The organism is Ruegeria sp. YTSC004 (assembly GCF_059609805.1).
Genome location: NZ_JBXWMJ010000001.1, coordinates 600,424 through 623,511 on the forward strand (window position 1 = coordinate 600,424; position 23,088 = coordinate 623,511).

Here is a 23,088-nt window from a genome sequence, read left to right on the forward strand (position 1 = left end):
GTGAGTTTGGAAATGGAGAAACCTCGGTCGGCGCCGACACTGGATGATGTGGCAAAAATGGCTGACGTTTCGACGGCTACAGTGTCGCGTTGCCTCAACAGCCCGAACCGAGTTGTCGAAGCGACCCGTAAACGCGTCCTGTCTGCAGTTGAAACGTTAGGGTACACTCCAAACTTTGCGGCGCGCGTCATGGCCGCCAAGCGGTCGTTCACCATCGGGGCGATCATACCGACCATGGAAAACGCGATCTTCGCGCGTGGCCTTCAGGCCTTTCAGGAAGAGCTGCACCAGCGCGGGTATACGCTGCTGGTCTCAAGTTCAGCTTACAAACCTGAAATCGAAGAAGAGCAAATCAGGACGCTGATTGCACGTGGGGCCGACGGGCTGCTGCTGATCGGACATGACCGCGATCCCAAGATCTACGACTTTCTGAGCCAGCGGAAAATTCCGGCATTGGTCGCATGGTCCTATTTGCCGGACTCCAAGTTGCCTTCCGTCGGATTTGACAATCGCGCGGCAATGTTCAACCTCGCCAGCCATGTTATTGAATTGGGGCATACACAGATCGGCGTGATCTCGGGTCTCGTAGACGGGAATGATCGCGCCCGGCTCAGGGTTCAGGGCATCCGGGATGCGATATCTGATAGCGGGCTCGCGGCCAACAATCTGACTCTTGTCGAAACATCCTATGAGATCGAAAACGGTGCCAAAGCCTTCCGCGACCTGATGAACGCTGACCCGCCGCCGACTGCAATCTTGTGTGGAAACGATGTGTTGGCCGCAGGTGCCTTGCGACAGGCCCAAGAGATGGGGTTGGACGTACCTGGCGATGTATCGATCACGGGTTTTGACGATATCGAACTGGCCAGAATTGTTTCCCCGGCCCTGACGACCGTGCATGTGCCACATCGTGAAATGGGGCGCAAAGCGGCCCTGCAACTGGTGGAGATGGTCGAGAACCAAACCGCCGGGACTGGCGAACAACTGGCGACGAGAATTGTAAATCGACCGTCGCTTGGTAAGCCTGCGCCGGGCTAAGCCGCCTCCCCCTCCATCGTGCGGAAGTCGTTTTTTAGCCAAGGATGCTTGGCGCACATTGGGCGAGTGAAATGTTGCCGGATCAGTTTCACCATAACTTTCTGGATCAGTTCCGAGGTCGTCACGGGATACACTTCGGTCGTGAACAGCGACACGGTTCGCACGAAGTTTCTACCGGGAAACGGCATGGCTTTGACACTGTTATGGAACCGCTGGGTCCGATGAAAACAGGCGGCCGTCGTGATCGCCCAACCGCTACCCTGGGCCACCAAACCGATGATCGACTGGTTGCATTCCAGTTCGAACCTGTTCGGTAGGCTAAACTTGCTGCGTGCCAATTGAATCTCGATCTGCTTCCCGATCACATAGTCCCGCGAATACCGTAATAGGGGTAAGTCCGCGTCCGGGTGAAACAGCTCTTCTGGCGACCCTTCAAAACTGTTGGGCAGCACGACAAGAAACGGGTCCCGCATCAACGGGTACTCAATCAATCCTTCGGTTCGCCCAGGCGGTCGAGTGGCAACGCCCACATCCAGTTTGTGTTCCTGTAGCTTGGAGAGGATTTCGTGGCTGGGACGCGTATAGTGACGAAAATTGCAACGCGGCAATGCCTGCGCCAGAAACCGGACCATATCAGGCGCGATCTGGTTGTCGAAATCGTCAATAAGCGCCAATCGCAGGTCGGTCGCATGTTGCCAATTGCCCGTTCGGATTTCGGCCTCGCCGCGTTTCAGAACAGTCAAACCGTCGCGGACATATCGCGCAAAGACTTCGCCCGCGGGCGTCAGGCCCATGGGTCTGCGCCCATGATCGACCAGCTCGATACCAAGCGTGTTTTCCAAGCTGCGCAGGTGGTTCGAGACCGTGCTGATCGACAAACCCGTTTCGGACGCGACCTGTTGGATCGATCCGGATTTGGCGATCAATTGGAAGATTTCCAACCATCTCAGGCTCAGCGATTTGGACATGGGTGCCAATCATTGTTTCGATTTGCTCGAAACTAGCCAAGCAAAGATTTACTCTTGCGGCAATGCCAAAGTTCCAGTTACGCCTTCATCCGGTCAAAGCCCGGGTCATATGGGCACGACGGAATGACCGTTGCGCGCGCACCCTGACCGCAACTGTCCAGATCCATTTCACATCCGATATCCGCGTAGGCGGGATCGACAAATGCATGCGCTAGATTCAACCCGGTGCGATGTCCCCAATCACCCGATGTGACGGTTCCAACCACCTTATCCCCCTGCATCATTGACGCTCCAGGATGTGCAGGACCGAAGGTCGAGGAAACCTGGAGCACGACAAGCTTCTTACGAAGCCCCTCTGATTGTCGATTTAACAAAGCGTTCCGCCCGACAAAATCTCCCTTATTCAATCGGACGAACCTGTCCAATCCTGTTTCATAGGGATCGAACTCGGTGATCAGGTCTGCTTTCCAATGAAGAAAGCTCTTCTCCATCCGCATCGATTCAACAGCCCGTGCCCCGAACACCTTCAACCCGTGTGCCTCACCTGCTTGCCGTAACGCCAAATAGGCCGCGTAAAGCGAGGCGTTGGGTACGTGGATTTCATAGGCCAATTCACCCGAAAAGCTGAGGTTCATGACCGTAGCCGGAGCGATGCCAACGAAGCACTCGCGCACATTGAGCCACGGGAAAGCCTCAGCTGACCAATCCCCTCGGGCGCAGACCGACAAGACGTCTCGCGCCTTTGGGCCAGCGAGCACCAATATGGTTTGGTCATTTGTCAAACTGCGCAGATGAACGTCTTCATCGCGTCGCATGTGCTGGCGTAGCCAATCCATGTCATGAAATTCGCTTGCTGCGGCTGAGCCATACCAGACGCGCGCCTCCCCCCTATCGCTGGCCGGTAGATTGGCGATCGTAGCCTCGGCTTTGATCATACCATGATGGTTCAGCAGGTACCCTAGCCCAACACGCCCCTCGCGCCGGGTCACAAGCCCGCAGAACATCCGGTCCAGAAAAGCATGCCGGTCATTTCCAGTGATTTCGATCCGATTGAACCCGTTCACCTCGGCCAGTCCAACACCCGATTGCACATTCCGAACCTCAGTGGCGATCACGTCAAATGTTTCGTCAAAACCGAAACTATGCGTCGGCGTGAATTCCGGCGAAGGTTTGATGTAATCCACCCTCTCCCACCCGTTGACCACTGTGAACTCGGCCCCCTCCGCCGCCAGCACCGGCGTCAGAGGTGTGGTTTTGGCCGGACGCCCTGCAGGGCGATGTTCATGCGGAAAGTGGAACCGAAATTCGTTCTGATAGTCCTCGATAGCCTTAAGCGCGGTCAATTCGACGTTTGCATGACCCGTGAACCGCCGGGGATCGAGGCACCACGTATCGTAACACGCCTCGCCGTGCACAATCTGTTGGGCCAGCAGCCACCCATGCCCACCCCCTTCGCCCAGCCCAGCGCGCAGACCGATGATACAAAACGCGTTGCGTTTGCCAGGGATCGGTCCCACTAGCGGAGCCCCGTCGATCGTGTAAGTAATCGGCCCATTGACCACCGTGTGAATACCAACCTCCATCAGCGCGGGCATCCGCGCGAATGCACCTTCCAACACGTCCGTCACGCGGTCCAAATCATCGGGGCAAAGGGCATTCACAAAGTTCGGATCAATCCCGTCCATACCCCAGGTCTTGCAGTCCTGTTCGTAAAACCCGAGCAACAGGCCGTTCTTTTCTTGCCGGCAATAATAGTCACTGATCGGACAACGCAGCAGAGGCATCCGATGCCCCGCGTCGCGGATCGCCTGTATCTCTTCGGTCAGGAAGTACTGGTGCTCCATCGACGAAACAGGATGATGAACGCCCATCATGGCACCGACTTCGTTGACGCGATATCCGCAGGCGTTGACCACGATGTCGCAATCGATGTCGCCGTGCTCTGTCTGCACAGTCCAGGTGTCGTCGGCGTGCTGCACCAGACCCGTCACCGGCGTATTTCGATAAACTTCTGCGCCTGCCTTGCGTGCCCGGCGCGCCAAGGCCTGACACAACTGAGCAGGATCAATATCCCCGTCCAGCGGGTCCCACAGCCCGCCAATCAGGTTGTCGGTCGAAATCAAAGGGTGGCGGCGGGCACATTCGTCCGCGTCAATCACCTCGAAATGCACATCCATACCCCGTGCCATGGATGCAAAGTGGCGATAGCCCTGCATCTGGCCCTCGGTATTGGCCAGGCGTATTCCGCCATCCCCGTAGTGGTAGTTGATCGGATAATCCGGATCGTCGGCTAACTCCTTGTACAATTGGATCGAGTGCGTTTTCAGGCCCACCATCGTCTGGTTCATGCCAAAGTTCGTCACTTGCGCGGCCGAATGCCACGTCGTGCCCGAGGTCAATTCGTTCCGTTCGACCAGCACCACATCGGTCCACCCCTCTTGCGTCAAATGATAAAGGGTCGAGCATCCGGCGATGCCGCCGCCGATCACAACGACTTTGGTACGCGACTTCATTGGCTTTGCTCCGTAAGATTTCGTCCAAGTCTTGCGGAAGAAAAGGCTGGGGCGACAACTGCGCAAATGCGGGTGCAGGAAAATCGAAACTGCGATTTCGGATTCTGAAAAAGGCAATTCGCCTTTGATGCCGGGATGTTCCGCCCATTACGGTGCAGGAAAGTGAAAAAAAGGAATTGGACCGGATGTCATCAGAGGGTTCTAAACGCAGCGGCCGAAATGCGCGGCATGCCCAGCGAGCAGCCAAACCGGTCGTAGACCCCTGCCCACCCGGCCAGAAGGGCGGCGCTTATAAACCTCTGAGCCAACGCGAGATCGAACAGATATTCGATACAGCACTGCAGCTGTTGGAACGTTTGGGCATGGGAAACGTGCCAGACAGATTAGCGGCAGACCTCAAAGCCGCAGGTGCGCAGGCGGGTCAGCAAGACCGGGTGCTGTTCCCGCGTGAAATGGTTCAGCGCGCAATCGATACAGCCCCCAAGAGTTTCGTGTTTCATGGCCGGGACGAAAACCGCTCGATCGAGGTTGGCGGCGACCGCGTGTATTTCGGCACGGGTGGCGCCGCCGTTCAAACGCTGGACATCGATAGCGGCCTTTATCGCCCCTCTACCTTGGCGGATTTGCACGACTTCACCCGATTGCAGGACACGCTGGCCAATGTCAGCTGGTTCACCCGATGCTGCGTGGCCACAGATGTACCTGATGTATTCGATCTGGACGTCAACACCGCCTATGCGCTGGTGCGCAATACGACCAAACCAGTGGCAACATCGTTTACTCTGGCCGAACATGTCGGCCCCATTGTCGAGTTGCTGGATATCGTCGCCGGAGGGCCGGGTGAATTCGCCAAACGCCCCTTTCTGAAAGCTCATATCAGCCCAGTGATTTCGCCACTGCGGTATGGGGAGGATGCGGTTGATGTCGTCTATGAATGCGTCGCCCACAGCATTCCCATGTCGTGCATCACGGCCGCGCAGGCCGGTGCCACGGCCCCGGCGACTTTGGCCGGGTTTTTGGCGCAATCGCTGGCCGAGACATTGGCCAGCCTTGTCATGGTCTACGCTATCAGACCCGGATTTCCGATGGTATTTTCCAACTGGCCCTTCATCGTGGACCTGAGAACCGGTTCCTTCGCCGGCGGCAGCGGAGAGACGGCCGTTTTGAACGCGGCCTCGGCGCAGCTCACGAACTGGTTAGGTCTGCCCTCGGGCATAGCCGCATCGATGACTGACGCAAAGGCCATCGACGCGCAATACGGCGTTGAAAAAGGCATGACGTCGCTTGCTGCGGCCTTGGCCGGGGGCAACTTGATCTATGAGAGCTCGGGCATGACCGCATCCTTATTAGGCGCAAGCTTCGAGGGGTTTGTGTTGGACAACGAAATGCACTCACACACTTATCGGGCGCTGCGCGGGATTGAGGTGAGCGAGGAAAACCTGGGTTTTGACGCCATCTGCCATTCTATTCTGGGTGACGGGCATTTTTTGGGAAGTGAACAGACCTACGCAGCCATGGAGCGGGATTACTTTTACCCTGAACTCGCCGATCGACAGGAGCCCCGCACGTGGCAAAACGATGGTGCGAAAGACGCATGGTCATCTGCCCGACATCACGCCAAAGAAGTTCTGGCCAGCCACCACCCAGAATATTTGAGCGCCGAACAGGATGCCGAAATCCGGAAACGTTTCCGCATTCTGATATAAAAACCACAGAGCATTCCCAACACTTCATTGGGCCGCTAGGGTCCAATGGGAATTGCGTGAAGGATAAGGCCATGACCGATTCATTTTTTCAGCCGGTATCGGCGATGGAGCTGGCCCGGTTTGCCGGCATCCCCTCGTTCATGCGTTTGCCCAGCCTGGACCTGGATCACGAACGGATTTTGGATGTTCAGGTCGGCCTCATCGGCATCCCATGGGACGGCGGCACCACCAATCGCCCCGGCGCGCGGCATGGTCCGCGACAATTGCGGGACTATTCCACGATGATCCGCGCGATGAACCCAGTCACAGGCGTCGCGCCGTTCTCAATGGTCAATTGCGCCGATCTTGGCGACGTTGCGCCCAATCCGGTTGATATCGAAGATACTCTGAACCGGGTTACGGATTTCTACTCAAACCTACAGGCAAAAGGCATTGTTCCGCTCACCGCTGGCGGGGACCACCTGACCACCCTGCCCGTTTTGCGTGCGCTTGCCGCCGCAGGCCCCGTCGGCCTGATCCAGTTCGATAGTCACACAGACCTGTTCGACAGCTATTTTGGGGGCCATAAGTTCACCCACGGCACTCCGTTTCGCCGCGCGGTAGAAGAAGGACTGGTCGACCCCAAACGCTTTGTTCAGGTTGGCATCCGGGGCACTGCGTACAACACCGAGGACATCGAGTGGGGTGAGGCCCAGGGTATCCGCATCATCCGTATCGAGGAACTGTTCGATCGGGGCATCGACGACGTGATGGCCGAGGTGCGCGGTATCGTTGGGCAAGCACCAACCTATTGCACCTATGACATTGATTTTGTTGACCCAACCTACGCCCCTGGCACCGGAACGCCCGAGATCGGGGGACCAAACAGTTTTCAGGCGCAGCAGGTCATCCGCCGGATGTCTGGTGTGAACCTGATTGGCGCTGATCTGGTCGAAGTATCGCCCCCATTCGATCCGAATGGAGGCACCGCGTGGCTGGGCATTTCGCTGATGTTCGAACTGCTCTGCGTTTTGGCGCAGGCTGTGGACGCACGGCGCTAGCTGGCGTTTTCGGCGATCATCGAGATCATTTCGAACATCACCGCAGCTGCCGTTAGCGCGGTGATGTTGTTCGGGCTGTCCTTGGTTGGCATCATGCAAACGACGTCCCCGCCCACAATGTTCAACCCGCGCGCGGCACGCAGAATGCCGACAGCCTCGTCAATATCGAAACCCTTCTCGCCCGGTTCCAGATTGGACACGGCAGGCGCGACAGTGGGATCAAGGCAATCCAGATCGAACGTGATATAGACCGGGCGGTCGCCCAGAATTTCTTTGGTCTGAGCCACGACATCCGCCAGCCCGCGCTGGCGAAATTCACGCATGGTGACGATGTTGTAGCCATAGTCGTAGGACGGCTGCAGCCAGTCCAAGCTTCGTGGATGGCCCCTAAGTCCGATTTGCATGGATCGCGTGGGGTCGACCTGCCCCTGATCCGCCAGATACGCGCCCCAATGGGCCGCTGATTTCTTCGCCCCCAGGAAATGATCGACCTTGGTGAAGACGTCAGTATGCGCGTCCAAATGCAGAAAGCTGACAGGCTCTCCACCAGCCAGTTTACCGCGACCCAGCGCTTGCACGATCCCGCCAGTGATGGAGTGGTCGCCGCCAATCGACACCGGGCGCGCACCGGCTGCATCGATGTCTTTGTAAAAAGCCGTAATCCGTTCGATGCAGTCTTCGTTGTCATTTGCCCGCGGAAATGGAACGTCGCCCACATCTGCAATCTTCGCACAGTTCCACGGATCAATTTCAAACACCGAATGTACCCGCCGCTGTACCGCCGAGACATGCCGCAAAGCACGCGGGCCCAGATGCTGATCCCGCTCGGTTGTGCCGTTGCCTGCCGAATGCGGCACTCCGACCAAAGCGATGTCCTGCCCTTCGGGACCTTGATTGGGGCACCGAAATAGGGTCGGTATCCCCCACCAATATAGATTGTCCATCATAGACTGTTCGTAACGGTCGGTCATCTGCGTCTCCGGTGAAAGAAAAACACCCCCGATGTGAACCGGGGGCGTTTGCGTTCAGAGTTTCTCGTCTTCTCGGCGGAAGGCGCCTTGCACGATACGGTCCATGACCATGGCTAGAAACAGGATGGCGAACCCACCCAGCAGACCCGGACCTTTGGCAGCGTATTGCAGCGCCTCAAGGATTTCCTTGCCCAGACCTCCACCGCCGATCAGCGAGATAATCACCACCATCGACAAGCACATCAGAATGGTCTGGTTCACGCCGGTCATGATCGACGGCAGGGCAAGCGGGATCTCAACATCCTTGAGCAACTGCCATTTCGATGCGCCAAAGGCCACCGCAGCCTCCTTGATGCTTTCCGGAACCCCGCGCATCCCCAGCGCGGTCAAGCGAATGACCGGCGGCATGCCAAAGATGATCGTCGCCAGAATGCCCGGCGGGTTGCCTGTGCCAAAGAAAGCGATGATTGGGATCAAGTAGACAAACGCCGGCAATGTCTGCATCAGATCCAACACCGGCTCGGCCGCCCGGTAGGCGCGCTTGGATTTGCCGAACCAGATGCCCAGCGGAATGCCAAAAACCACGCATAACAGCACCGCCGCGCCCACCAATGCCACGGTTTCCATCGCCACATCCCAATACCCCAGAAGCGCGATATAGGCCAACGAAGACGCGGTGAAGATTGCCACCCTTGGCCCTGCCGCGCGCCACGCGGTCACACAGATCACCAACATCACAACCGGCCACGGGGAACCGATCAATGCCACCGTCAACGCATCCAGAACAGATCGCACACCCGCAACGATACCATCGAATACATCCCCGCCGGCTGCGGCGGCTGCATCTATTTGCGCCTCCATCCAGCTTGCCAGGTTTGAGAACAACGTTCCGTTGCCTTCGCCCAATATCATCGCGGAGACTTCCTGCTCGGGGAATGCATCCAACAATGGGAGTGAGGCGTTGACGGTGAATTTGTACACGATCAGTGGGCCAATTGCGGCCACCAAAACAGCACCCAGAACAGTGTTGCGGGTCGAGCGGCCGCTTTCGGTGCTGGCAGGATCTGTCCGCCAATTCGAGTACTGCTTTTCGTACACGCGGTCCGCATAAAAACCTTGCGCAAGCTTGAAAACCAACAACATCAACAGGCCTGTAACCATGATGCCAAACGCCTCAGACTGGGCGGACGCCGCTTTCTCAAAACTGGCATCTGCGGCCTTCTGGATATTCGCTGCCAACTTGTTGAACCGGTCAATGTCGGCCTTTTCGGTGGCCGCAGTCGCACGTTCCAACAGCTCGTTCGCGCGGGTCTGCTGACGTTCAGCCCGTTCGGCCAGATCAGCGCCGGGGTTGCCCCAGGCACCGCGGCCGATCTGAACCCAGGCGATGATTTCCAGGATCAGGAAAGTCCAGAACATCCCCCAGATCGCGCGGGACGCAGACCAGAATGGTCCCAAAACAGCCGCCCAGATGTTGAAGGTATTGGGAATACCGCTGGTCGCGTCATGGATTTTGTGAAACGCGTTGACGTAGTAGTCGCCGTTTGGCCCGGTAAATTCGTGGATCGAGCGGTCCAGCGCCTCGCGGTCGACTTCGATATCCGAGGCGGCCGTGACTTTTACTTCCGTGGTTGCATCAGTCATTTTTACCCCCCTGAATTCCGCGCAGCAAACGCGGTTTAGTGACCACGCCTACATCAGCGCCAGCATCGGTAATGATGACCGGAAGGTCCGTATTGACGGCAAGGTCGATCAACTGGTCCAAATCCGCCCCTTCATCCGCGCGTGGTGCGCCATCGGTTGGGCCAGAGTAACTTTCGATCGGCTCCATGATCGAATGCGCCTTGACCAGTTTCAGCTTGGAAATGCCCTGCACGAACTCTCGCACGTAATCGTCTGCCGGGTTCATGACGATGTCTTCCGGCGTACCTATCTGCACAATGACACCGTCTTTCATGATGGCGATGCGATGGCCTATGCGAATGGCCTCGTCCAGATCGTGCGTGATGAACAGCGTCGTCTTTTTCAATTGCGCCACCAGTGCTTTGAACTGGTCCTGCAATTGCAGGCGGATCAGCGGATCAAGGGCTGAAAACGGCTCATCCATCAGCAGGATCTCGGGGTCCGAGGCCAGCGCGCGGGCAATCCCAACACGTTGCTGCATGCCGCCCGACAATTCTTTGGGCAGGCGGTCTTCGTAGCCTGTCAGGTCTACCAAGCCTAATGCGTGATCCGAAACCGCCCAGCGTTTCGATTTCGAGACTTTGCGGATTTCCAGCGGGTAGGCGACGTTATCGCGAACCGATCGGTGTGGCATCAGTGCCATGTGTTGAAACACCATCCCAATTTGCATGGCCCGAATGCGACGCAGCTCGGCCTCGGAAATCTTGGAGACATCCTGCCCCAGAATTTCGATCTTCCCGGCGGTCGGTTCGATCAGGCGGTTAACGTGTCGTACCAGCGTAGATTTGCCAGAGCCTGACAAGCCCATGATGCAGAAAATCTCGCCCCTGGGTACTTCGAAAGACGCGCCCTGCACGCCAACGACACAATTGAATCTTTCCAGAACTTCAGGCTTTCCGATGCCTTCATTCCGAACGGCTTCCATGGCTTCTTCGGCTTTTGCGCCAAAGATTTTCCAGACATCCGTCAGTTTAACGACTGTTTCGGTCATTTTTGTCCCTTTGGTGCAAAACAGGCCGCCGGGTCTATCCCGACGGCCTGCCAGAGTTTCAATTCCGGTGGGCGTCAATCAATTTGACATCCAACCCAGAACGGCATCTTCGTTCGCACCGACCCACTCCTCGGCATAAGCCAAAGGCTCTTGGCCTTCGATCACCAACGCAAAGGTCATCGCCGAAACCGTGTCCGTATCCAGTTTCATGTTGGACAGCATGGTCGCCACTTCCGGGTATTCTTCCTCAAGCGACTTTGCGAAGTGCAAATGCAGGTAGGCAAGATCCCAGGCAACACCGGCCTCGGATTTTTCCAGCCAATCCGGATCATCTGTGGGCTGCAGCACGTTCCACTTGGCCGCGTCGTAAGCCGGTTCTTCCAGAATCTGCATGTCATGCAGGGCGAACACGTAGTGCGGCGTGTAGCAGAACCCAACCCACGGCTCGCCTGCCTTGATAGCATTGTCGAGATTCGCGTAAGCCACTGTCTCGTCAATTTCTGTCAGTTCAAAAACCTGGTCATAACCATAGGATTTGGCCCGAATTTTTTCGACGTTGGTCGACGCCCATCCTGGCGCGCCGATCCAAAGTTCGCCCTGGCCATCACCGTTGCTGTCAAACAGCGCAGCATTGTCGGGGTTTGTCAGGTCTTCAATGGACGTAATGCCATGTGCTTCTGCTGTTGCCTTGTCGACGCACATACCTTGGAAGGCTTCAACTCCGTTTGCGTTGAACGTAACCGTTCCCTTATCTTTTACGTAGGTATCATGCAGGTTTTGCTGGTTGGGCATCCAAACTTCAGGATGTACGTGCATGGCACCGGAGTCCATCGCCTCGAACACAATCGGGTTGGTGCCATTCTGAAGTTCAACCTCAAGACCGAGGTTCTGTTCGATCGCAACTTTCAAAATATGTGCCGTCGCATTTACCGAAGGCCAGTTCGGCACGCCGATCACGATATCAGCAGCAAGGGCGGGTCCAGCGATCACAGCGGATGCGCCTCCCAGTAACGTGGCTAATTTTTTCATTTGTGTCTCCATGTTGGATGTCTGCGGCGCTGTTTTTCTATGCCCGAGGGCCGTGGTGCACCTTGCAAACAATGTCGGAAAGCCGATGCTTTCCCATTTTTGGGTCAGCCGCACGATGCGCCGACCCGGCAAGAAAAACTGAAACATGGTGACGCGTCACCCATCAAGCGTTACGTCCAAGAAGCTCTCAAATTCGATATTATCATAGAAATGTTTCGGCTTTGTCGAAAATTGGCCGTGAACTCGTACTCTGCCATCAGGCAGCGCCCAGTTCCAGAATGTAAGCGACCGCCTCTTCAGTCAGATGTTTGAACCGCGCATGTTCACTGACATAGAGGCAGACCTGGCGCTGATCGGGCAAATCCGCAATTTCGCGAAACGCCGTCGCCTCGGGCATGAAACTGGCGACCGATTGCGGCAACACCGTTACCCAATCCCCGGTCTTGACCATTGTGATAAGGGAATGGGTGTTGTGAACAGTAACATCCGCCTGCGCTTCGGATGCCCGGAACTTGGGCGATTGAATCAGATCGCACAGCGCGTTCCGTATAAACGGAAGTGTCAGGACTTCGTCAATTGTTGGCGTATTTGGCTGTCGTATCAAACGGTGATCAGAGGTGCATACCAGCCCAAACCTGTCTTCGAACAACGGAAGCGACCGAACTCCGTTCAGCGCGTGCTGACCTGAGGCGATGCCAATATCCGCTTTACCCTCAACCAGCGCGTCCAAAACCTGCTGAGTATCTGTGTCGCGCAATTCGACTTTTACGCCGGGAAAGCGCTTTGTGACATAGGCCAGAACCTTAGGGAAAATCAGCGCCGCAACCGATGGAACGGACGCGATGCGCAGCAACCCGTGCTCTGCTTTTGCTGCGGCCATAATATCCAAGACGGCCTGATCGAATTGGCGGACTTGTTTCAATGCCACTTCGAAAACCTGTAACCCCAACGGGGACAACTGGTTTTTGCGCTCTCCTTCAAAGAGCTTTTTACCCAGATGATCCTCAAATTGCTTGAGGGTCATCGAGACCGCCGACTGCGTGCGGCCCAACCGGTCGGCCGCCTCGATCAGGTTGCCTGTTTGGGCAACGGTGCAAAAACACCGTAAGGTCTCGATCTTGATCGCCAAGCTTCACCTTTTTTGAAGTTTGCTCAATTTATTTGAGTTTGACTGATATCTACTCAAAAAGCCATTCTGCGCCAGACCAATTTTCATGACTCTGGGGCGCATCGTGACAAAACTGAACCTGATTGCTGGCGAATGGCTGGCGGGCGAGACCGAAATTGAAAACCGCAACCCTTCGGATCTGAGCGATCTGGTTGGCATGTTTGCTCAGGCCAGCGCCGATCAGCTTGAGGCCACATTGGATCAGGCGCGTATTGCACAGGCAGAATGGGAAGCCTACGGTCCCGAACGCAAGCAAGCGGTTCTGATGAACATCGGCAACGAGCTAATGTCGCGCGCCGAAGAGCTGGGAACCCTGCTGGCCCGCGAAGAAGGCAAGCCGCTGGCCGAAGGCAAGGGCGAGGTTTACCGCGCCGGTCAGTTCTTTACCTATTACGCAGCCGAATGCCTGCGCCAGATCGGTGAAAACGCCGACAGCGTCCGCCCCGGTGTTGAAATTGACGTTCGCCGCGAGGCCGTGGGCGTCGTAGCCATCATTAGCCCTTGGAACTTCCCGACCGCGACGGCCTCTTGGAAGATTGCTCCGGCGCTGTGCTATGGCAACGCAGTTGTCTGGAAACCCGCCAACATCACGCCGGCTTCTGCCGTAGCCCTGACCGAGATCATCGAACGTCAGGACATCCCCAAGGGTCTGTTCAGCCTTGTCATGGGGTCGGGCCGCTCGATCGGTCAGCGGCTGGTTGAAAGCCCCAAGGTCAACGCGATTTCCTTCACCGGTTCCGTTCCGGTTGGCAAAGGCATCGCCGCCGCTGCGATTCAGAACCTGACCAAAGTTCAGATGGAGATGGGATCGAAAAACGCGCTGGCCGTGATGGATGACGCCGATCTGGATCTGGCGGTGACGCTGGCATTGGGCGGAGCTTTTGGCGGTACAGGTCAAAAATGTACCGCATCCTCGCGTCTGGTCGTTCATGCCGGTGTGCACGATGCATTTGTCGAAAAACTTGTCGCGGGTGCGCAGGCCATGAAAGTCGGCCACGCGCTGGAAGACGGCGTTCAAATGGGGCCGGTCGTCAGTGAACAGCAACTGAACGAAAATTTGGCCTATGTCGATCTGGGTAAATCCGAAGGTGCCGAGCTGGCCTGCGGTGGTCAGCGACTTGAGATGCCGCATGACGGTTTCTACATGTCCCCCGGCGTGTTCCTGAACACCAACAACGATATGCGGATCAACCGCGAAGAGATGTTCGCGCCGTTGACCAGCGTCATCAAGGTCGGCAGCTATGACGAAGCGCTGAGCGTGGTGAACGCAACCAACTTTGGACTGACTTCGGGCATCGTGACGCAAAGCCTCGCTCGCGCGACCCACTTCCGCCGCAACGCGCGCACTGGTGTTGTGACCGTGAACCTTCCGACAGCGGGCACCGACTATCACGTGCCCTTCGGCGGACGCGGTGACAGCTCTTACGGTCCACGTGAGCAGGGCAAGGCAGCGGCGGAGTTCTACACCACGGTCAAAACTGCATACATCAGCGCCGGGACCCCGGTCTGATGCGCATCGACGGGCTGCAATACGCCAACTGGTCGGAGAAAATCTTCCGCCAACTGCGCGAAGGGGGCGTGGATGCGATCCACGTCACCATCTCATATCACGAGAACTTTCGCGAAACGGTTCTGAACTTTGAAAAGTGGAACCGCTGGTTTGAGCAATTTCCAGACCTGATCATGAAAGGCCGTTGGGCCAGCGATATCGACATCGCCCGGGAAACCGGGCGGACTGCCGTGTTCTTTGGGTTCCAGAACCCCTCGCCCATCGAAGACGATATCGGGCTGGTTGAAATCCTGCACGATCTGGGCGCGCGGTTCATGCAGTTGACCTATAACAACCAGTCCCTGCTGGCGACCGGCTGTTACGAGGCCGAGGACACCGGCATCACCCGCATGGGCAAACAGGTCATCAAAGAGATGAACCGTGTGGGTCTGGTAGTCGACATGAGCCATTCGGCGGATCGTTCGACCATAGAAGCGGCCGAGCTGTCCGAACGTCCCATCGCCATTACGCACGCCAACCCGCACGAGTGGTCCCCAGCCCTGCGCAACAAGCGCGACGCGGTGATCCGCGCGGTCACGGAAAACGGTGGGATGTTGGGCTTTTCGGTCTACCCTCATCACTTGAAAGACAAGTCCGACTGCACGTTAGAGAGTTTTTGCGAAATGATTGCCCGTACGGCCGACAAATACGGTGCACAACATCTAGGGATTGGAACTGACCTGTGTCAGGATCAGCCCGACAGCATCGTCGAATGGATGCGCGTTGGTCGCTGGACCAAGGAAATTGACTATGGCGAAGGTTCCGCCAGCAATCCCGGCTTTCCGCCAATGCCGAGCTGGTTCGAGGACAATCGCGACTTCGGCAATTTCGAAACCGGGCTGCGCAACGTTGGCATGAACGCCGAAGAAGTCTCGGGCATCATGGGCAGCAACTGGTACCGCTTTTTCGATCAGAACTTTGGACCACAAACCGCATGAACCACGTCAGTACTGATATTCCGCGACGCGATCCTGCGCAGGTTATGCGCCTGTCGCGGCTGGGCTCGCTGCATCAGTGCAGACTCAGCTTTATGCGACAACTGACCCGACGTATGGCTCGCGAGAACTGGGCCTTTACGCGTCCTGTTTTTGAGATCGACGAAAACGGCGTCGGCCACGCAGTCTACACGGCGCAAGGTCCGGATCGCGCCTATTCGCTGGTTGCGTTCGCCCATGACCTGCCGCCCGAACAACGGTCGGACCGGGTGATCGCTGAGGCGTGGGACGCCACTTTCGCATTATTCGATGGCATCCCAACGAAGCAGGACATCCAACGCCTTTCAGAAAACGTTCCGTTGCAAGAGGCAGGGCGCGTAAGCGAAAGCGAGTTGTCCCTGTCTCGTGCCAACCGGTCCGTGCGTTTGTGGAAACACGTGGTTGACAGGTTGGCTGCCGGACAACAGCCCGACTTGGAGCAAATCCATAAAGTCGGTTACCTGATGCGGACGACGGCCGTTTACGGATCGGGCAAGTTCGGCGCCGCGGATCGCGAGAAGATTGCGAACCGGCCAGAACTGCACGCACCCTTTCAGGCGGAAATGCTGTCGGTCTACCTGACGCGAACATTTGTCCGCGATCTGGTGCAACATATGGCCCTCGCCAAGGGCGGCATGCAGTCGGCTGAACTGAACCCCGAGATTGCACAGTGGCTGGGCATCGGAAACTCAACCGGATTGGGGATGGCTCCGTTCATCGTCAATCACCCGGTATTGTTCAACAACTGGATCATGGCGCGCGAAGAGGCGTTGGCACGTGTTCGGTCTCTGCAATCAGCGTCAGAGGACGAAGCCCGACATTTTCGGGACATCTATGATCGCAGCAAGTTATCGATGTCGTGGTGGCGATCCGAGCATCCGGTCCAGATTGAAAAGATTGCCTCATTGAAGGCCGATCTAACAGCCATTTCCGGCTATCTGGACGAAAATGACCTGACGCAGGACCGCCCGTGGGATCGGCTCATCCGCTGGTCAGAAACCACACTTGGAGAAGAAGGGCAGGAACTGCTCGCGTCGCTTATTCTGGAACCCTATGGCGATCTGGTGGATGGCCTGACCGGTTGTATGGCTGACGGGAATGCTCAGGCACAGGTTATTGATGGAGGCATGACCGTCGATCAGGTCCGCACCGCGATCCGCGACCGCTTTGGCTGGGCACTGGATATGGATTGGTCGGCCGAGGCGAACTGCGCGCGCGCCTGGTACGTGTCTGAAGAAAAACTGGAACCTCGCTTGGGTGAACGGTTCGAGGAACCAATTGCCGAATACGAACAGCCCCTTGCCCCGGCCAGAGACGCCGCGCTGGCTTTCACGGACCTTGAGAATTGGCAGGACGACAGGCCGATAGCCGAGTTCCTTCTGCGCCATCCCGAGCACCGCCACACGGTGCGGCGCGCGCAGATCGGCGTTGTAGCCCCGTATGGCGAGCTTCGCGACAACACGATAAGCGCAGACGTCATGCCCATCGATATGCTCCGGGCCAAGCTGTCGTTTTTCGGTGCCACGCATTTTGATCCGCGCTCGGACCGCTGGGTCCGTATCTGCATGTACGCTGGCGCGCCCTACCCTGAAGACCTGAATCCCAGCACCGCAGACTTGTGGGTTTACCCGGAGCTATCTTCATGAACGTCTCGCTAAATGAGATCGAAGCCAACGCAAAGCGCGCGGCGCGTGGTGCAGGATATAGCTGGGGACTGGCCGAGGAAGCCGCGAAAGCAACACGCTGGCTGTGCGCGCGGGGGCAAAACGGCACCGGTGCTTTGGCTCAGCTGCTGCAACTGGAATTGACGCGCGCACCTAAACAACACTCCCCGGCCGATCTGAGCGGAGAATGGCAGAGTGATAGCGAGCTTTGCCCTTTAGTGACTGGCGCATTGCTGTCAGATTGTGCGCACCAACTGAACTCAGCCCCGATTGAGATAAAGAACGTAGCTGTGCCTGCCTTGCTGCTTCCATTCGCGGCAAATGCGGCGCGCGTGTTACAGACCTGCGTGAGTGTTGACTGTGACCGTGCACAGGTAGAAACCGACGGATTTGACCTGTCCCTGAACGCCCCACTTTCGGATAGGGCACAACAGGTTTCGGTGCAAATCGGTGGCCAACTGACCGCACCAGTCCCCCGTCGAACACGGGCGGAACCTGATCCAACTGATTGGAACATTCTGAACCGGTTCGCCCACCGCACATACGCCCCCGCCACCGAGGAATCCCGCCTGCGCGGGGCCGGAGCGGGCTTATCCGACAACGATTAAAGAGGCCCCAATGATCGAAACCCGTACCCTGAGCCTTGAGCAGATCGAAGATCTCGCCTTCCGCGCGCTTGTCGCCGCAGGAACATCTGAAGCCAACGCCCGGCCATTGGCCGTTGCCACCGCGGCAACCGAGGCGGATGGGGTTGCCAGCCACGGGCTGGCCTACATCCCGATATATTGCGAGCACGTGCAATGTGGGAAAGTGGACGGAACAGCCCAACCGGAACTGTCGCGCCCACGCCCCGGCGCAGTGAACGTGGACGCAGCAACCGGCTTTGCCCATTCCGCAATTGATATGGGTTTCGAGGCCCTTATCCCAGCCGCGCGCGAACAGGGGATCGCTGCACTGTCTATCCGCAACAGCTATAACTGCGGTGTCCTTGGCTACCATACATACCGGTTGGCGCAGGCCGGATTGGTGGGATTGGGGTTCACCAACGCTCCGGCCTCGATCGCGCCTTCGGGCGGCGCAAAACCCGTCGTCGGAACCAACCCTTTCTCGATCGCGGCGCCGGGCGCGGACGGCCAGCCCGCCCTGCTGATCGACCAAAGCGCCAGCACGATTGCCAAAAGCGAGGTCATGAAACACGCCCGCGAAGGCAAACCGATCCCGGTTGGCTGGGCTTTGGACGCAGATGGCAACCCGACCACGGACCCGAATGTCGGCCTTAAGGGGTCGATGGCACCGTCAGGCGGTTACAAAGGCGTCGGTGTTGCCCTGCTGACCGAGGTACTGGCCGCAGCCCTGACCGGCGCGACCCTTGGCATTAACGCCTCGCCTTTTTCCGGCACCGCCGGTGGCCCCCCCAAGACCGGGCAGTTCTTCATTGCGATCGACCCGACCGCCACCTCTGGCGATGCGTTTACTTCGGGGATCAGCGAGTTGGTCGGCGCAATCCGTGCACAGAACGGAGCGCATCTGCCCGGCGATGGGCGCGGCGGCAAGCGCAGGCAGGCACATACCGACGGCGTTGCAGTCAATGCGGCCACGCTGGATAAGATTGAGGCAATCATAGCCTAACTATTCTGCCGAGGCCTGTCAGGTCGCCAGCGAACGGGTCGTTTTTCTGGCGACACATTCCAAATCACAGCGGATGCTGAAATGCTTGGGGTCATCCGACGTAATAAAGTCGGTGAATTTCTCACCGGCCAGTGCTCCGATGGTTTCTGCGGGAATGCGGATGGTTGTAAGGCCCGGCTCGACGTCAGCTGAGCCCTTGAAATCTCCGATACCAATTATCGACAGATCATCGGGAACGCTTAAACCAAGCTTTTGGGCAGCAAACAGCGCCCCCTGCGCAATGACGTCATTGCCGCACAGCAATGCCGTCGGACGTTTCGGCGTCGTCAAAAGGGCCATGGCTGCCTGCTTGGCCTGAGAAACACTGTACGGCGCTTGGGTTTCATGCTCATCAGGTACGGAAACCCCCTGTTCGCCCAATGCGTCATGCACTGCGGAAAGGCGGTGCTGCGCGCGGTCGTTCCCCTGAGTTTCGGGAAAGATCAACCCGATGTCACGGTGCCCCAAATCTAGCAGGTGTTCGGCCGCCAATCGTCCGGCCAGATGGTTGTCCGCACCAACGCAAGGCAGGGGTGATTCTTCTGAGTAATTCCAGATTGCCAGCGCGGGAATCTTTTGCTGTGTGATCAAGCGGTTGGTGGCGTCGGAATGTTCCAACCCGACCAGCGCCACACCGTCCACGCGATGTTCAAGAAACTTGCGAACCATCGCGTATTCCCGATCCAGGTCATACCCATGCGACGCCAGCAACAGGCTGAATCCTGCCTGGTCGATCGAATCCGAAAAGGCCTGAATAACCTCGGAAAAAATGGCATGGTTGATTGTGGGCACCACAAGGCCAATTGTTCCCGACCGTTTTCCATGCATCGTTTGGGCGGCGCGGTTGCGGATGTATCCCAAGCGCTGCACCGCTTTGTTGATCTTTTTGCGAGTCGCCGGGTTGACCAGATCGGGGTGATTGAAAGTACGTGAAACCGTAGATGGCGACACCTTTGCAGCCTTTGCAACGGCCACAATATCCACCTTACCCTTTTGAAAGATAGTCATAATTTTACCCTATCCGGTCAAATTTATGAAAACATTTGCAATACTATTTTCATCCCCTAACCTGATTTGTCAACAAAGGTAAAAGTGCGAACGGACGGGTTGGGAGGCCCAGGATGGAATTCATTTACTACTTCGGAGATGTGTTCACGCCGATGTCGTTCCTGCTGCTTTTGGGCGGCACGATCGGAGGGCTGATCCTGGGCGCGACCCCCGGCCTTTCACCAACGATGGCGGTGGCCCTGTTGATCCCGTTCACCTTCCAACTTGAGGCCGCGCAAGGCCTGATCCTGCTGGGGGCGGCCTATACTTCAACTGTGGCTGGCGGAGCCGTCAGTGCCATCTTGCTGAAGATCCCTGGCGCTCCGGCGAATATCGCCACCACTCTGGATGGCCACACGATGGCCCAAAAAGGCGAAGGTGCCCGCGCCTTGCAGCTGTCTTTTCTGGCATCGGCCGTGGGCGGAATTTTTGGTGTTCTGCTGCTGATCTTCCTGACGCCCGTTTTGGCGCAATGGGCGCTTGCCTTTGGACCATCGCATCTGTTCTGGCTGGCCATTCTGGGGGTGACGGTCATCGGAACACTTGATTCCGCCTCAGTGGTCAAAGGGCTGCTGTCCGGTTGCATCGGGTTGTGGCTGGCGACCATCGGGTTCGACGACATCATGGGTGCACAACGCTTTATCTTTCACCCTGCACTGGGCGGCGGCATAAACATTATTGCCGCGTTGATTGGCCTGTTTGCGATCCCACAGGTGCTGACCATGTTTGCCAAAGGGCGCCACAACACAGGTGCCGAAGTGATCGAAGTGCAGCGCCATTCAATCATGGCGGCGTTCAAGGAACTGTTCAGCCGCGCCCGTGCGCTAAGCATCGGCACGCTGACGGGCTCGATCATCGGCCTGATCCCCGGTGTCGGTGGGCAGATCGCGGGCCTTGTCGCCTATGACCAGACCAAGAAGTTCTCGTCGGAAAAAGAAAAGTTCGGCACCGGCCATTCCGAGGGCGTCATCGCCGCGGAATCCGCCAACAACGCAATGGTTGGCCCTTCGCTTGTCCCGCTGCTGACGCTGTCCATCCCCGGCAGCCCGACCGCGGCTGTGTTGTTGGGCGGGTTGCTGATCCACGGAATTTTCCCGGGCTCGGACCTGTTTGACAATCACCCCGATGTCGCTTGGACCTTCATCAACTCGATGCTGATTGGCCAGGTGCTGATGTGTATCTTCGGACTCTATATTGCAGGGCTTGCGGCCCGTGTTGCTCAGGTTCCGCAATCCGTCATGGCCGCCATCGTTCTGGCCTTGTCGGTCTTTGGCGCATACTCGGTTCAAGGTTCGATGGGCGACGTCTACGTGATGGCGTGCCTCGGAATCGGGATGTTCTTTTTGGAACGCTTCGGTTTCTCGGCTGCGCCGCTGGTACTGGGTCTGATCCTCGGGCCAATCGCCGAGGCCAACTTCATCCAGGGTGGAATGATCGCTGACGCGACCGTGGGCAAGGCGTCGTACTTCATGACCGGAGGGCTGAACCTGTTCCTGATTGCCGTCGTACTGGCCTCGATCGCCTATTCGGTCTGGATGGAACTGCGCAGCCGCCGCTACACCACCAAAGAGGAGGCACAGGCATGAACCGCTCACAGCACGTATTCGGGTCAGGTCTGGTCTTTGCCGTTGGTCTGTGGGTCGCATGGGTCAGTTACACGCAACAACCCGCCGAAGCGTTCCTGTTCCCACGCCTCATAGCGACGGTCTTTGTGGTTCTGGCCGGATGGACATTTGGCAAAGCGGTCATGGGTCTGTCCAAGGTCGGAAACGGCGTGACGCGGACGATGTTCGTGAACATGCTGCCGGGTCTGATCATCACGCTGATCTATGTTTTCTGGGCGGCGAAGACGCTGGGGTTCTACACCGCAACAACCATCGCCTTTTTTACCCTGCTGTCGATCTACGACCCCGCCCCCCATTCCGAGGTCAAAACCTGGATCAAACGCGGGATCATCACGGCGGTCTTTGTGGCGGTGATGTACGGGCTCTTTGCCATGCTTTTGAACGTCTACACACCAAGAGAAATTCTGTTCTGAACACGCAAATGCGCGGATGAACTAAATCAGGGAGGAAACGCAAAATGAAACGATTGATTGCAGGGGCAGCAATGGCTCTGACGGGCCTGACGGGCGCGGCAATGGCCGAGGAATATCCCGAACGGCCGATCATGATGATGGTCAGTTACGGGGCCGGAGGCGCGACCGATTTTCAGGCCCGGATCGTCACGATGACATCTGGAAACGAGGATGCGCTGGGAATGCCCATCGCCATCATCAACAAGCCTGGTGCCGGTGGGCGCGTTGGCTGGAACTGGTTCGCAACTCAGGCCGATCCAGATGGCTATACGCTGGGTGCGTACAACGTTCCTCATTTCATCGCCCAGTCGATCAAGGGTGGCGTCGAATATTCGACCGACAGCTTTGAACCCATCGCGAACTGGGGCGCAGACCCGGCCGTGTTCGTGGTTGGTGCCGACAGTGAGTTCAACTCGATGGATGACGTTGTCGCCTATGCCAAGGAAAACCCGGGCAAGCTGACGGTATCCGGCGCGGGCCTTTTTGTGGGCCACCACATCGCGGCACTGCAGATCGACAAGGCAGCCGGGACCAAGATGGCCTACATCCCGACCAAAGGTGGCGGAGCAGCAGCCATGAAGGCCGTCATCGCTGGTGAAGTCATGGGCGGCATCAACAACCTGTCCGATGCGTTCCGCGCGCAAGAGGCGGGCAATGTGAAGATCCTCGGCGTTGCTGATCTTGAGCGCAATGCGTTTCTGCCGGATGTTCCGACGATGATGGAACAGGGGTTGGACGTGGACAACTCCTCGGTCAATTTCCGGGGTGTAATGGTGCCCAAGGGAACACCTCCTGAGGTGATTGAAAAATTGGCCGCAACCGTGCCCGAGATGTTCGCCAATTCTCGCGTTTCCAAGAAGATGGAAGCGGGTGGCTCGCCCATGCACATCATGACACGTGACGAAGTGATCGAGATGTGGGCGCAGCGCCAGCAAACGCTGAACGAATTGCTGGCTGGTCTTTAACCGACCCCAATCGGGGCGGGCAGAACCCGCCCCGGAC

At 57.5% G+C, this 23,088-nt stretch carries 19 protein-coding genes; 11 read left to right on the top strand and 8 right to left on the bottom strand.

The window, feature by feature from the left end; genetic code table 11:
* Positions 1–12: 12 nt before the first annotated feature.
* A complete protein-coding gene (locus tag AC2FFP_RS02960; protein ID WP_496843717.1) occupies positions 13–1,038 on the top strand; it encodes a LacI family DNA-binding transcriptional regulator in 1,026 nt (341 codons plus the stop codon).
* Here the strand turns inward: AC2FFP_RS02960 and AC2FFP_RS02965 are convergent.
* Together AC2FFP_RS02965 and AC2FFP_RS02970 are read right to left on the bottom strand one after the other, a co-directional pair.
* The gene (locus tag AC2FFP_RS02965) at positions 1,035–2,006 is read right to left on the bottom strand and encodes a LysR family transcriptional regulator (protein WP_496707022.1); all 972 of its coding nucleotides are present in this window, start codon (positions 2,004–2,006) and stop codon (positions 1,035–1,037) included. The genes AC2FFP_RS02960 and AC2FFP_RS02965 overlap by 4 nt on opposite strands.
* A gap of 77 nt (positions 2,007–2,083) precedes the next feature.
* Complete coding sequence (locus tag AC2FFP_RS02970) at positions 2,084–4,519, bottom strand: GcvT family protein (protein WP_496880691.1); 2,436 nt, start codon at positions 4,517–4,519, stop codon at positions 2,084–2,086.
* A gap of 185 nt (positions 4,520–4,704) precedes the next feature.
* Here AC2FFP_RS02970 and AC2FFP_RS02975 point away from each other — a divergent pair, with 185 nt between their 5' ends.
* A complete protein-coding gene (locus AC2FFP_RS02975; protein ID WP_496768749.1) occupies positions 4,705–6,225 on the top strand; it encodes a trimethylamine methyltransferase family protein in 1,521 nt (506 codons plus the stop codon).
* Between the two features lie 71 nt (positions 6,226–6,296).
* Positions 6,297–7,265 (top strand): agmatinase, encoded by a 969-nt coding sequence (locus AC2FFP_RS02980; RefSeq protein WP_496768752.1) that lies wholly within the window; start codon positions 6,297–6,299, stop codon positions 7,263–7,265.
* On the opposite strand, the gene AC2FFP_RS02985 is transcribed toward AC2FFP_RS02980, so the two are convergent.
* The 5 genes from AC2FFP_RS02985 to AC2FFP_RS03005 all read right to left on the bottom strand — a co-directional run bounded on the left by AC2FFP_RS02985 (position 7,262) and on the right by AC2FFP_RS03005 (position 13,068).
* Entirely contained in the window at positions 7,262–8,236 is a 975-nt protein-coding gene (locus AC2FFP_RS02985) for an arginase family protein (protein ID WP_496768754.1), read from the bottom strand. The two genes, AC2FFP_RS02980 and AC2FFP_RS02985, sit on opposite strands and share 4 nt — an antisense overlap.
* Before the next feature lie 54 nt (positions 8,237–8,290).
* Complete coding sequence (locus AC2FFP_RS02990; protein WP_058275411.1) at positions 8,291–9,880, bottom strand: ABC transporter permease; 1,590 nt, start codon at positions 9,878–9,880, stop codon at positions 8,291–8,293.
* Positions 9,873–10,910 (bottom strand): quaternary amine ABC transporter ATP-binding protein, encoded by a 1,038-nt coding sequence (locus tag AC2FFP_RS02995; RefSeq protein ID WP_058275713.1) that lies wholly within the window; start codon positions 10,908–10,910, stop codon positions 9,873–9,875. Before AC2FFP_RS02995 ends, AC2FFP_RS02990 begins: the two co-directional genes overlap by 8 nt.
* A gap of 78 nt (positions 10,911–10,988) precedes the next feature.
* The gene (locus AC2FFP_RS03000; RefSeq protein WP_058279528.1) at positions 10,989–11,939 is read right to left on the bottom strand and encodes an ABC transporter substrate-binding protein; all 951 of its coding nucleotides are present in this window, start codon (positions 11,937–11,939) and stop codon (positions 10,989–10,991) included.
* Positions 11,940–12,195: 256 nt separating this feature from the next.
* On the bottom strand, positions 12,196–13,068 hold the full coding sequence (locus tag AC2FFP_RS03005) for a LysR family transcriptional regulator (protein ID WP_496768756.1): 873 nt from the start codon (positions 13,066–13,068) through the stop codon (positions 12,196–12,198).
* Positions 13,069–13,153: 85 nt separating this feature from the next.
* Between AC2FFP_RS03005 and AC2FFP_RS03010 the strand changes: the two genes are divergently transcribed.
* The 5 genes from AC2FFP_RS03010 to AC2FFP_RS03030 are packed head-to-tail and all read left to right on the top strand — an operon-like array spanning position 13,154 to position 18,923.
* On the top strand, positions 13,154–14,617 hold the full coding sequence (locus tag AC2FFP_RS03010; protein WP_496768759.1) for an aldehyde dehydrogenase family protein: 1,464 nt from the start codon (positions 13,154–13,156) through the stop codon (positions 14,615–14,617).
* Positions 14,617–15,594 carry a membrane dipeptidase gene (locus tag AC2FFP_RS03015; protein ID WP_496880692.1) on the top strand — a complete coding sequence of 326 codons (978 nt, stop codon included), beginning with the start codon at positions 14,617–14,619 and terminating at the stop codon, positions 15,592–15,594. Before AC2FFP_RS03010 ends, AC2FFP_RS03015 begins: the two co-directional genes overlap by 1 nt.
* Complete coding sequence (locus tag AC2FFP_RS03020; RefSeq protein WP_496880693.1) at positions 15,591–17,276, top strand: hypothetical protein; 1,686 nt, start codon at positions 15,591–15,593, stop codon at positions 17,274–17,276. Before AC2FFP_RS03015 ends, AC2FFP_RS03020 begins: the two co-directional genes overlap by 4 nt.
* Complete coding sequence (locus tag AC2FFP_RS03025) at positions 17,273–17,902, top strand: DUF3726 domain-containing protein (protein ID WP_496880694.1); 630 nt, start codon at positions 17,273–17,275, stop codon at positions 17,900–17,902. Before AC2FFP_RS03020 ends, AC2FFP_RS03025 begins: the two co-directional genes overlap by 4 nt.
* 10 nt (positions 17,903–17,912) lie before the next feature.
* Positions 17,913–18,923 (top strand): Ldh family oxidoreductase, encoded by a 1,011-nt coding sequence (locus AC2FFP_RS03030; protein WP_496880695.1) that lies wholly within the window; start codon positions 17,913–17,915, stop codon positions 18,921–18,923.
* A gap of 18 nt (positions 18,924–18,941) precedes the next feature.
* Here AC2FFP_RS03030 and AC2FFP_RS03035 read toward each other — a convergent pair whose 3' ends face one another.
* A complete protein-coding gene (locus tag AC2FFP_RS03035; protein ID WP_496768767.1) occupies positions 18,942–19,970 on the bottom strand; it encodes a LacI family DNA-binding transcriptional regulator in 1,029 nt (342 codons plus the stop codon).
* A 113-nt stretch (positions 19,971–20,083) separates the two neighbouring features.
* Between AC2FFP_RS03035 and AC2FFP_RS03040 the strand changes: the two genes are divergently transcribed.
* From AC2FFP_RS03040 to AC2FFP_RS03050, 3 genes are read left to right on the top strand one after another with little or no spacing between them, the layout of a single operon-like run.
* Complete coding sequence (locus AC2FFP_RS03040; RefSeq protein ID WP_496768769.1) at positions 20,084–21,595, top strand: tripartite tricarboxylate transporter permease; 1,512 nt, start codon at positions 20,084–20,086, stop codon at positions 21,593–21,595.
* Complete coding sequence (locus AC2FFP_RS03045) at positions 21,592–22,047, top strand: tripartite tricarboxylate transporter TctB family protein (RefSeq protein WP_496696361.1); 456 nt, start codon at positions 21,592–21,594, stop codon at positions 22,045–22,047. Before AC2FFP_RS03040 ends, AC2FFP_RS03045 begins: the two co-directional genes overlap by 4 nt.
* A gap of 44 nt (positions 22,048–22,091) precedes the next feature.
* A complete protein-coding gene (locus tag AC2FFP_RS03050) occupies positions 22,092–23,051 on the top strand; it encodes a Bug family tripartite tricarboxylate transporter substrate binding protein (protein ID WP_472723032.1) in 960 nt (319 codons plus the stop codon).
* The last annotated feature ends 37 nt before the right edge of the window (positions 23,052–23,088 follow it).

Coding starts and splice junctions, on each gene's coding strand:
- AC2FFP_RS03045 (WP_496696361.1), top strand. CDS start 21,592: ATGAACCGCTCACAGCACGTATTCGGGTCAGGTCTGGTCTTTGCCGTT.
- AC2FFP_RS02995 (WP_058275713.1), bottom strand. CDS start 10,910: ATGACCGAAACAGTCGTTAAACTGACGGATGTCTGGAAAATCTTTGGC.
- AC2FFP_RS02960 (WP_496843717.1), top strand. CDS start 13: ATGGAGAAACCTCGGTCGGCGCCGACACTGGATGATGTGGCAAAAATG.
- AC2FFP_RS03040 (WP_496768769.1), top strand. CDS start 20,084: ATGGAATTCATTTACTACTTCGGAGATGTGTTCACGCCGATGTCGTTC.
- AC2FFP_RS02975 (WP_496768749.1), top strand. CDS start 4,705: ATGTCATCAGAGGGTTCTAAACGCAGCGGCCGAAATGCGCGGCATGCC.
- AC2FFP_RS03020 (WP_496880693.1), top strand. CDS start 15,591: ATGAACCACGTCAGTACTGATATTCCGCGACGCGATCCTGCGCAGGTT.
- AC2FFP_RS03010 (WP_496768759.1), top strand. CDS start 13,154: ATGACTCTGGGGCGCATCGTGACAAAACTGAACCTGATTGCTGGCGAA.
- AC2FFP_RS03025 (WP_496880694.1), top strand. CDS start 17,273: ATGAACGTCTCGCTAAATGAGATCGAAGCCAACGCAAAGCGCGCGGCG.
- AC2FFP_RS02980 (WP_496768752.1), top strand. CDS start 6,297: ATGACCGATTCATTTTTTCAGCCGGTATCGGCGATGGAGCTGGCCCGG.
- AC2FFP_RS03000 (WP_058279528.1), bottom strand. CDS start 11,939: ATGAAAAAATTAGCCACGTTACTGGGAGGCGCATCCGCTGTGATCGCT.
- AC2FFP_RS02990 (WP_058275411.1), bottom strand. CDS start 9,880: ATGACTGATGCAACCACGGAAGTAAAAGTCACGGCCGCCTCGGATATC.
- AC2FFP_RS02985 (WP_496768754.1), bottom strand. CDS start 8,236: ATGACCGACCGTTACGAACAGTCTATGATGGACAATCTATATTGGTGG.
- AC2FFP_RS03015 (WP_496880692.1), top strand. CDS start 14,617: ATGCGCATCGACGGGCTGCAATACGCCAACTGGTCGGAGAAAATCTTC.
- AC2FFP_RS03050 (WP_472723032.1), top strand. CDS start 22,092: ATGAAACGATTGATTGCAGGGGCAGCAATGGCTCTGACGGGCCTGACG.
- AC2FFP_RS02970 (WP_496880691.1), bottom strand. CDS start 4,519: ATGAAGTCGCGTACCAAAGTCGTTGTGATCGGCGGCGGCATCGCCGGA.
- AC2FFP_RS02965 (WP_496707022.1), bottom strand. CDS start 2,006: ATGTCCAAATCGCTGAGCCTGAGATGGTTGGAAATCTTCCAATTGATC.
- AC2FFP_RS03035 (WP_496768767.1), bottom strand. CDS start 19,970: ATGACTATCTTTCAAAAGGGTAAGGTGGATATTGTGGCCGTTGCAAAG.
- AC2FFP_RS03030 (WP_496880695.1), top strand. CDS start 17,913: ATGATCGAAACCCGTACCCTGAGCCTTGAGCAGATCGAAGATCTCGCC.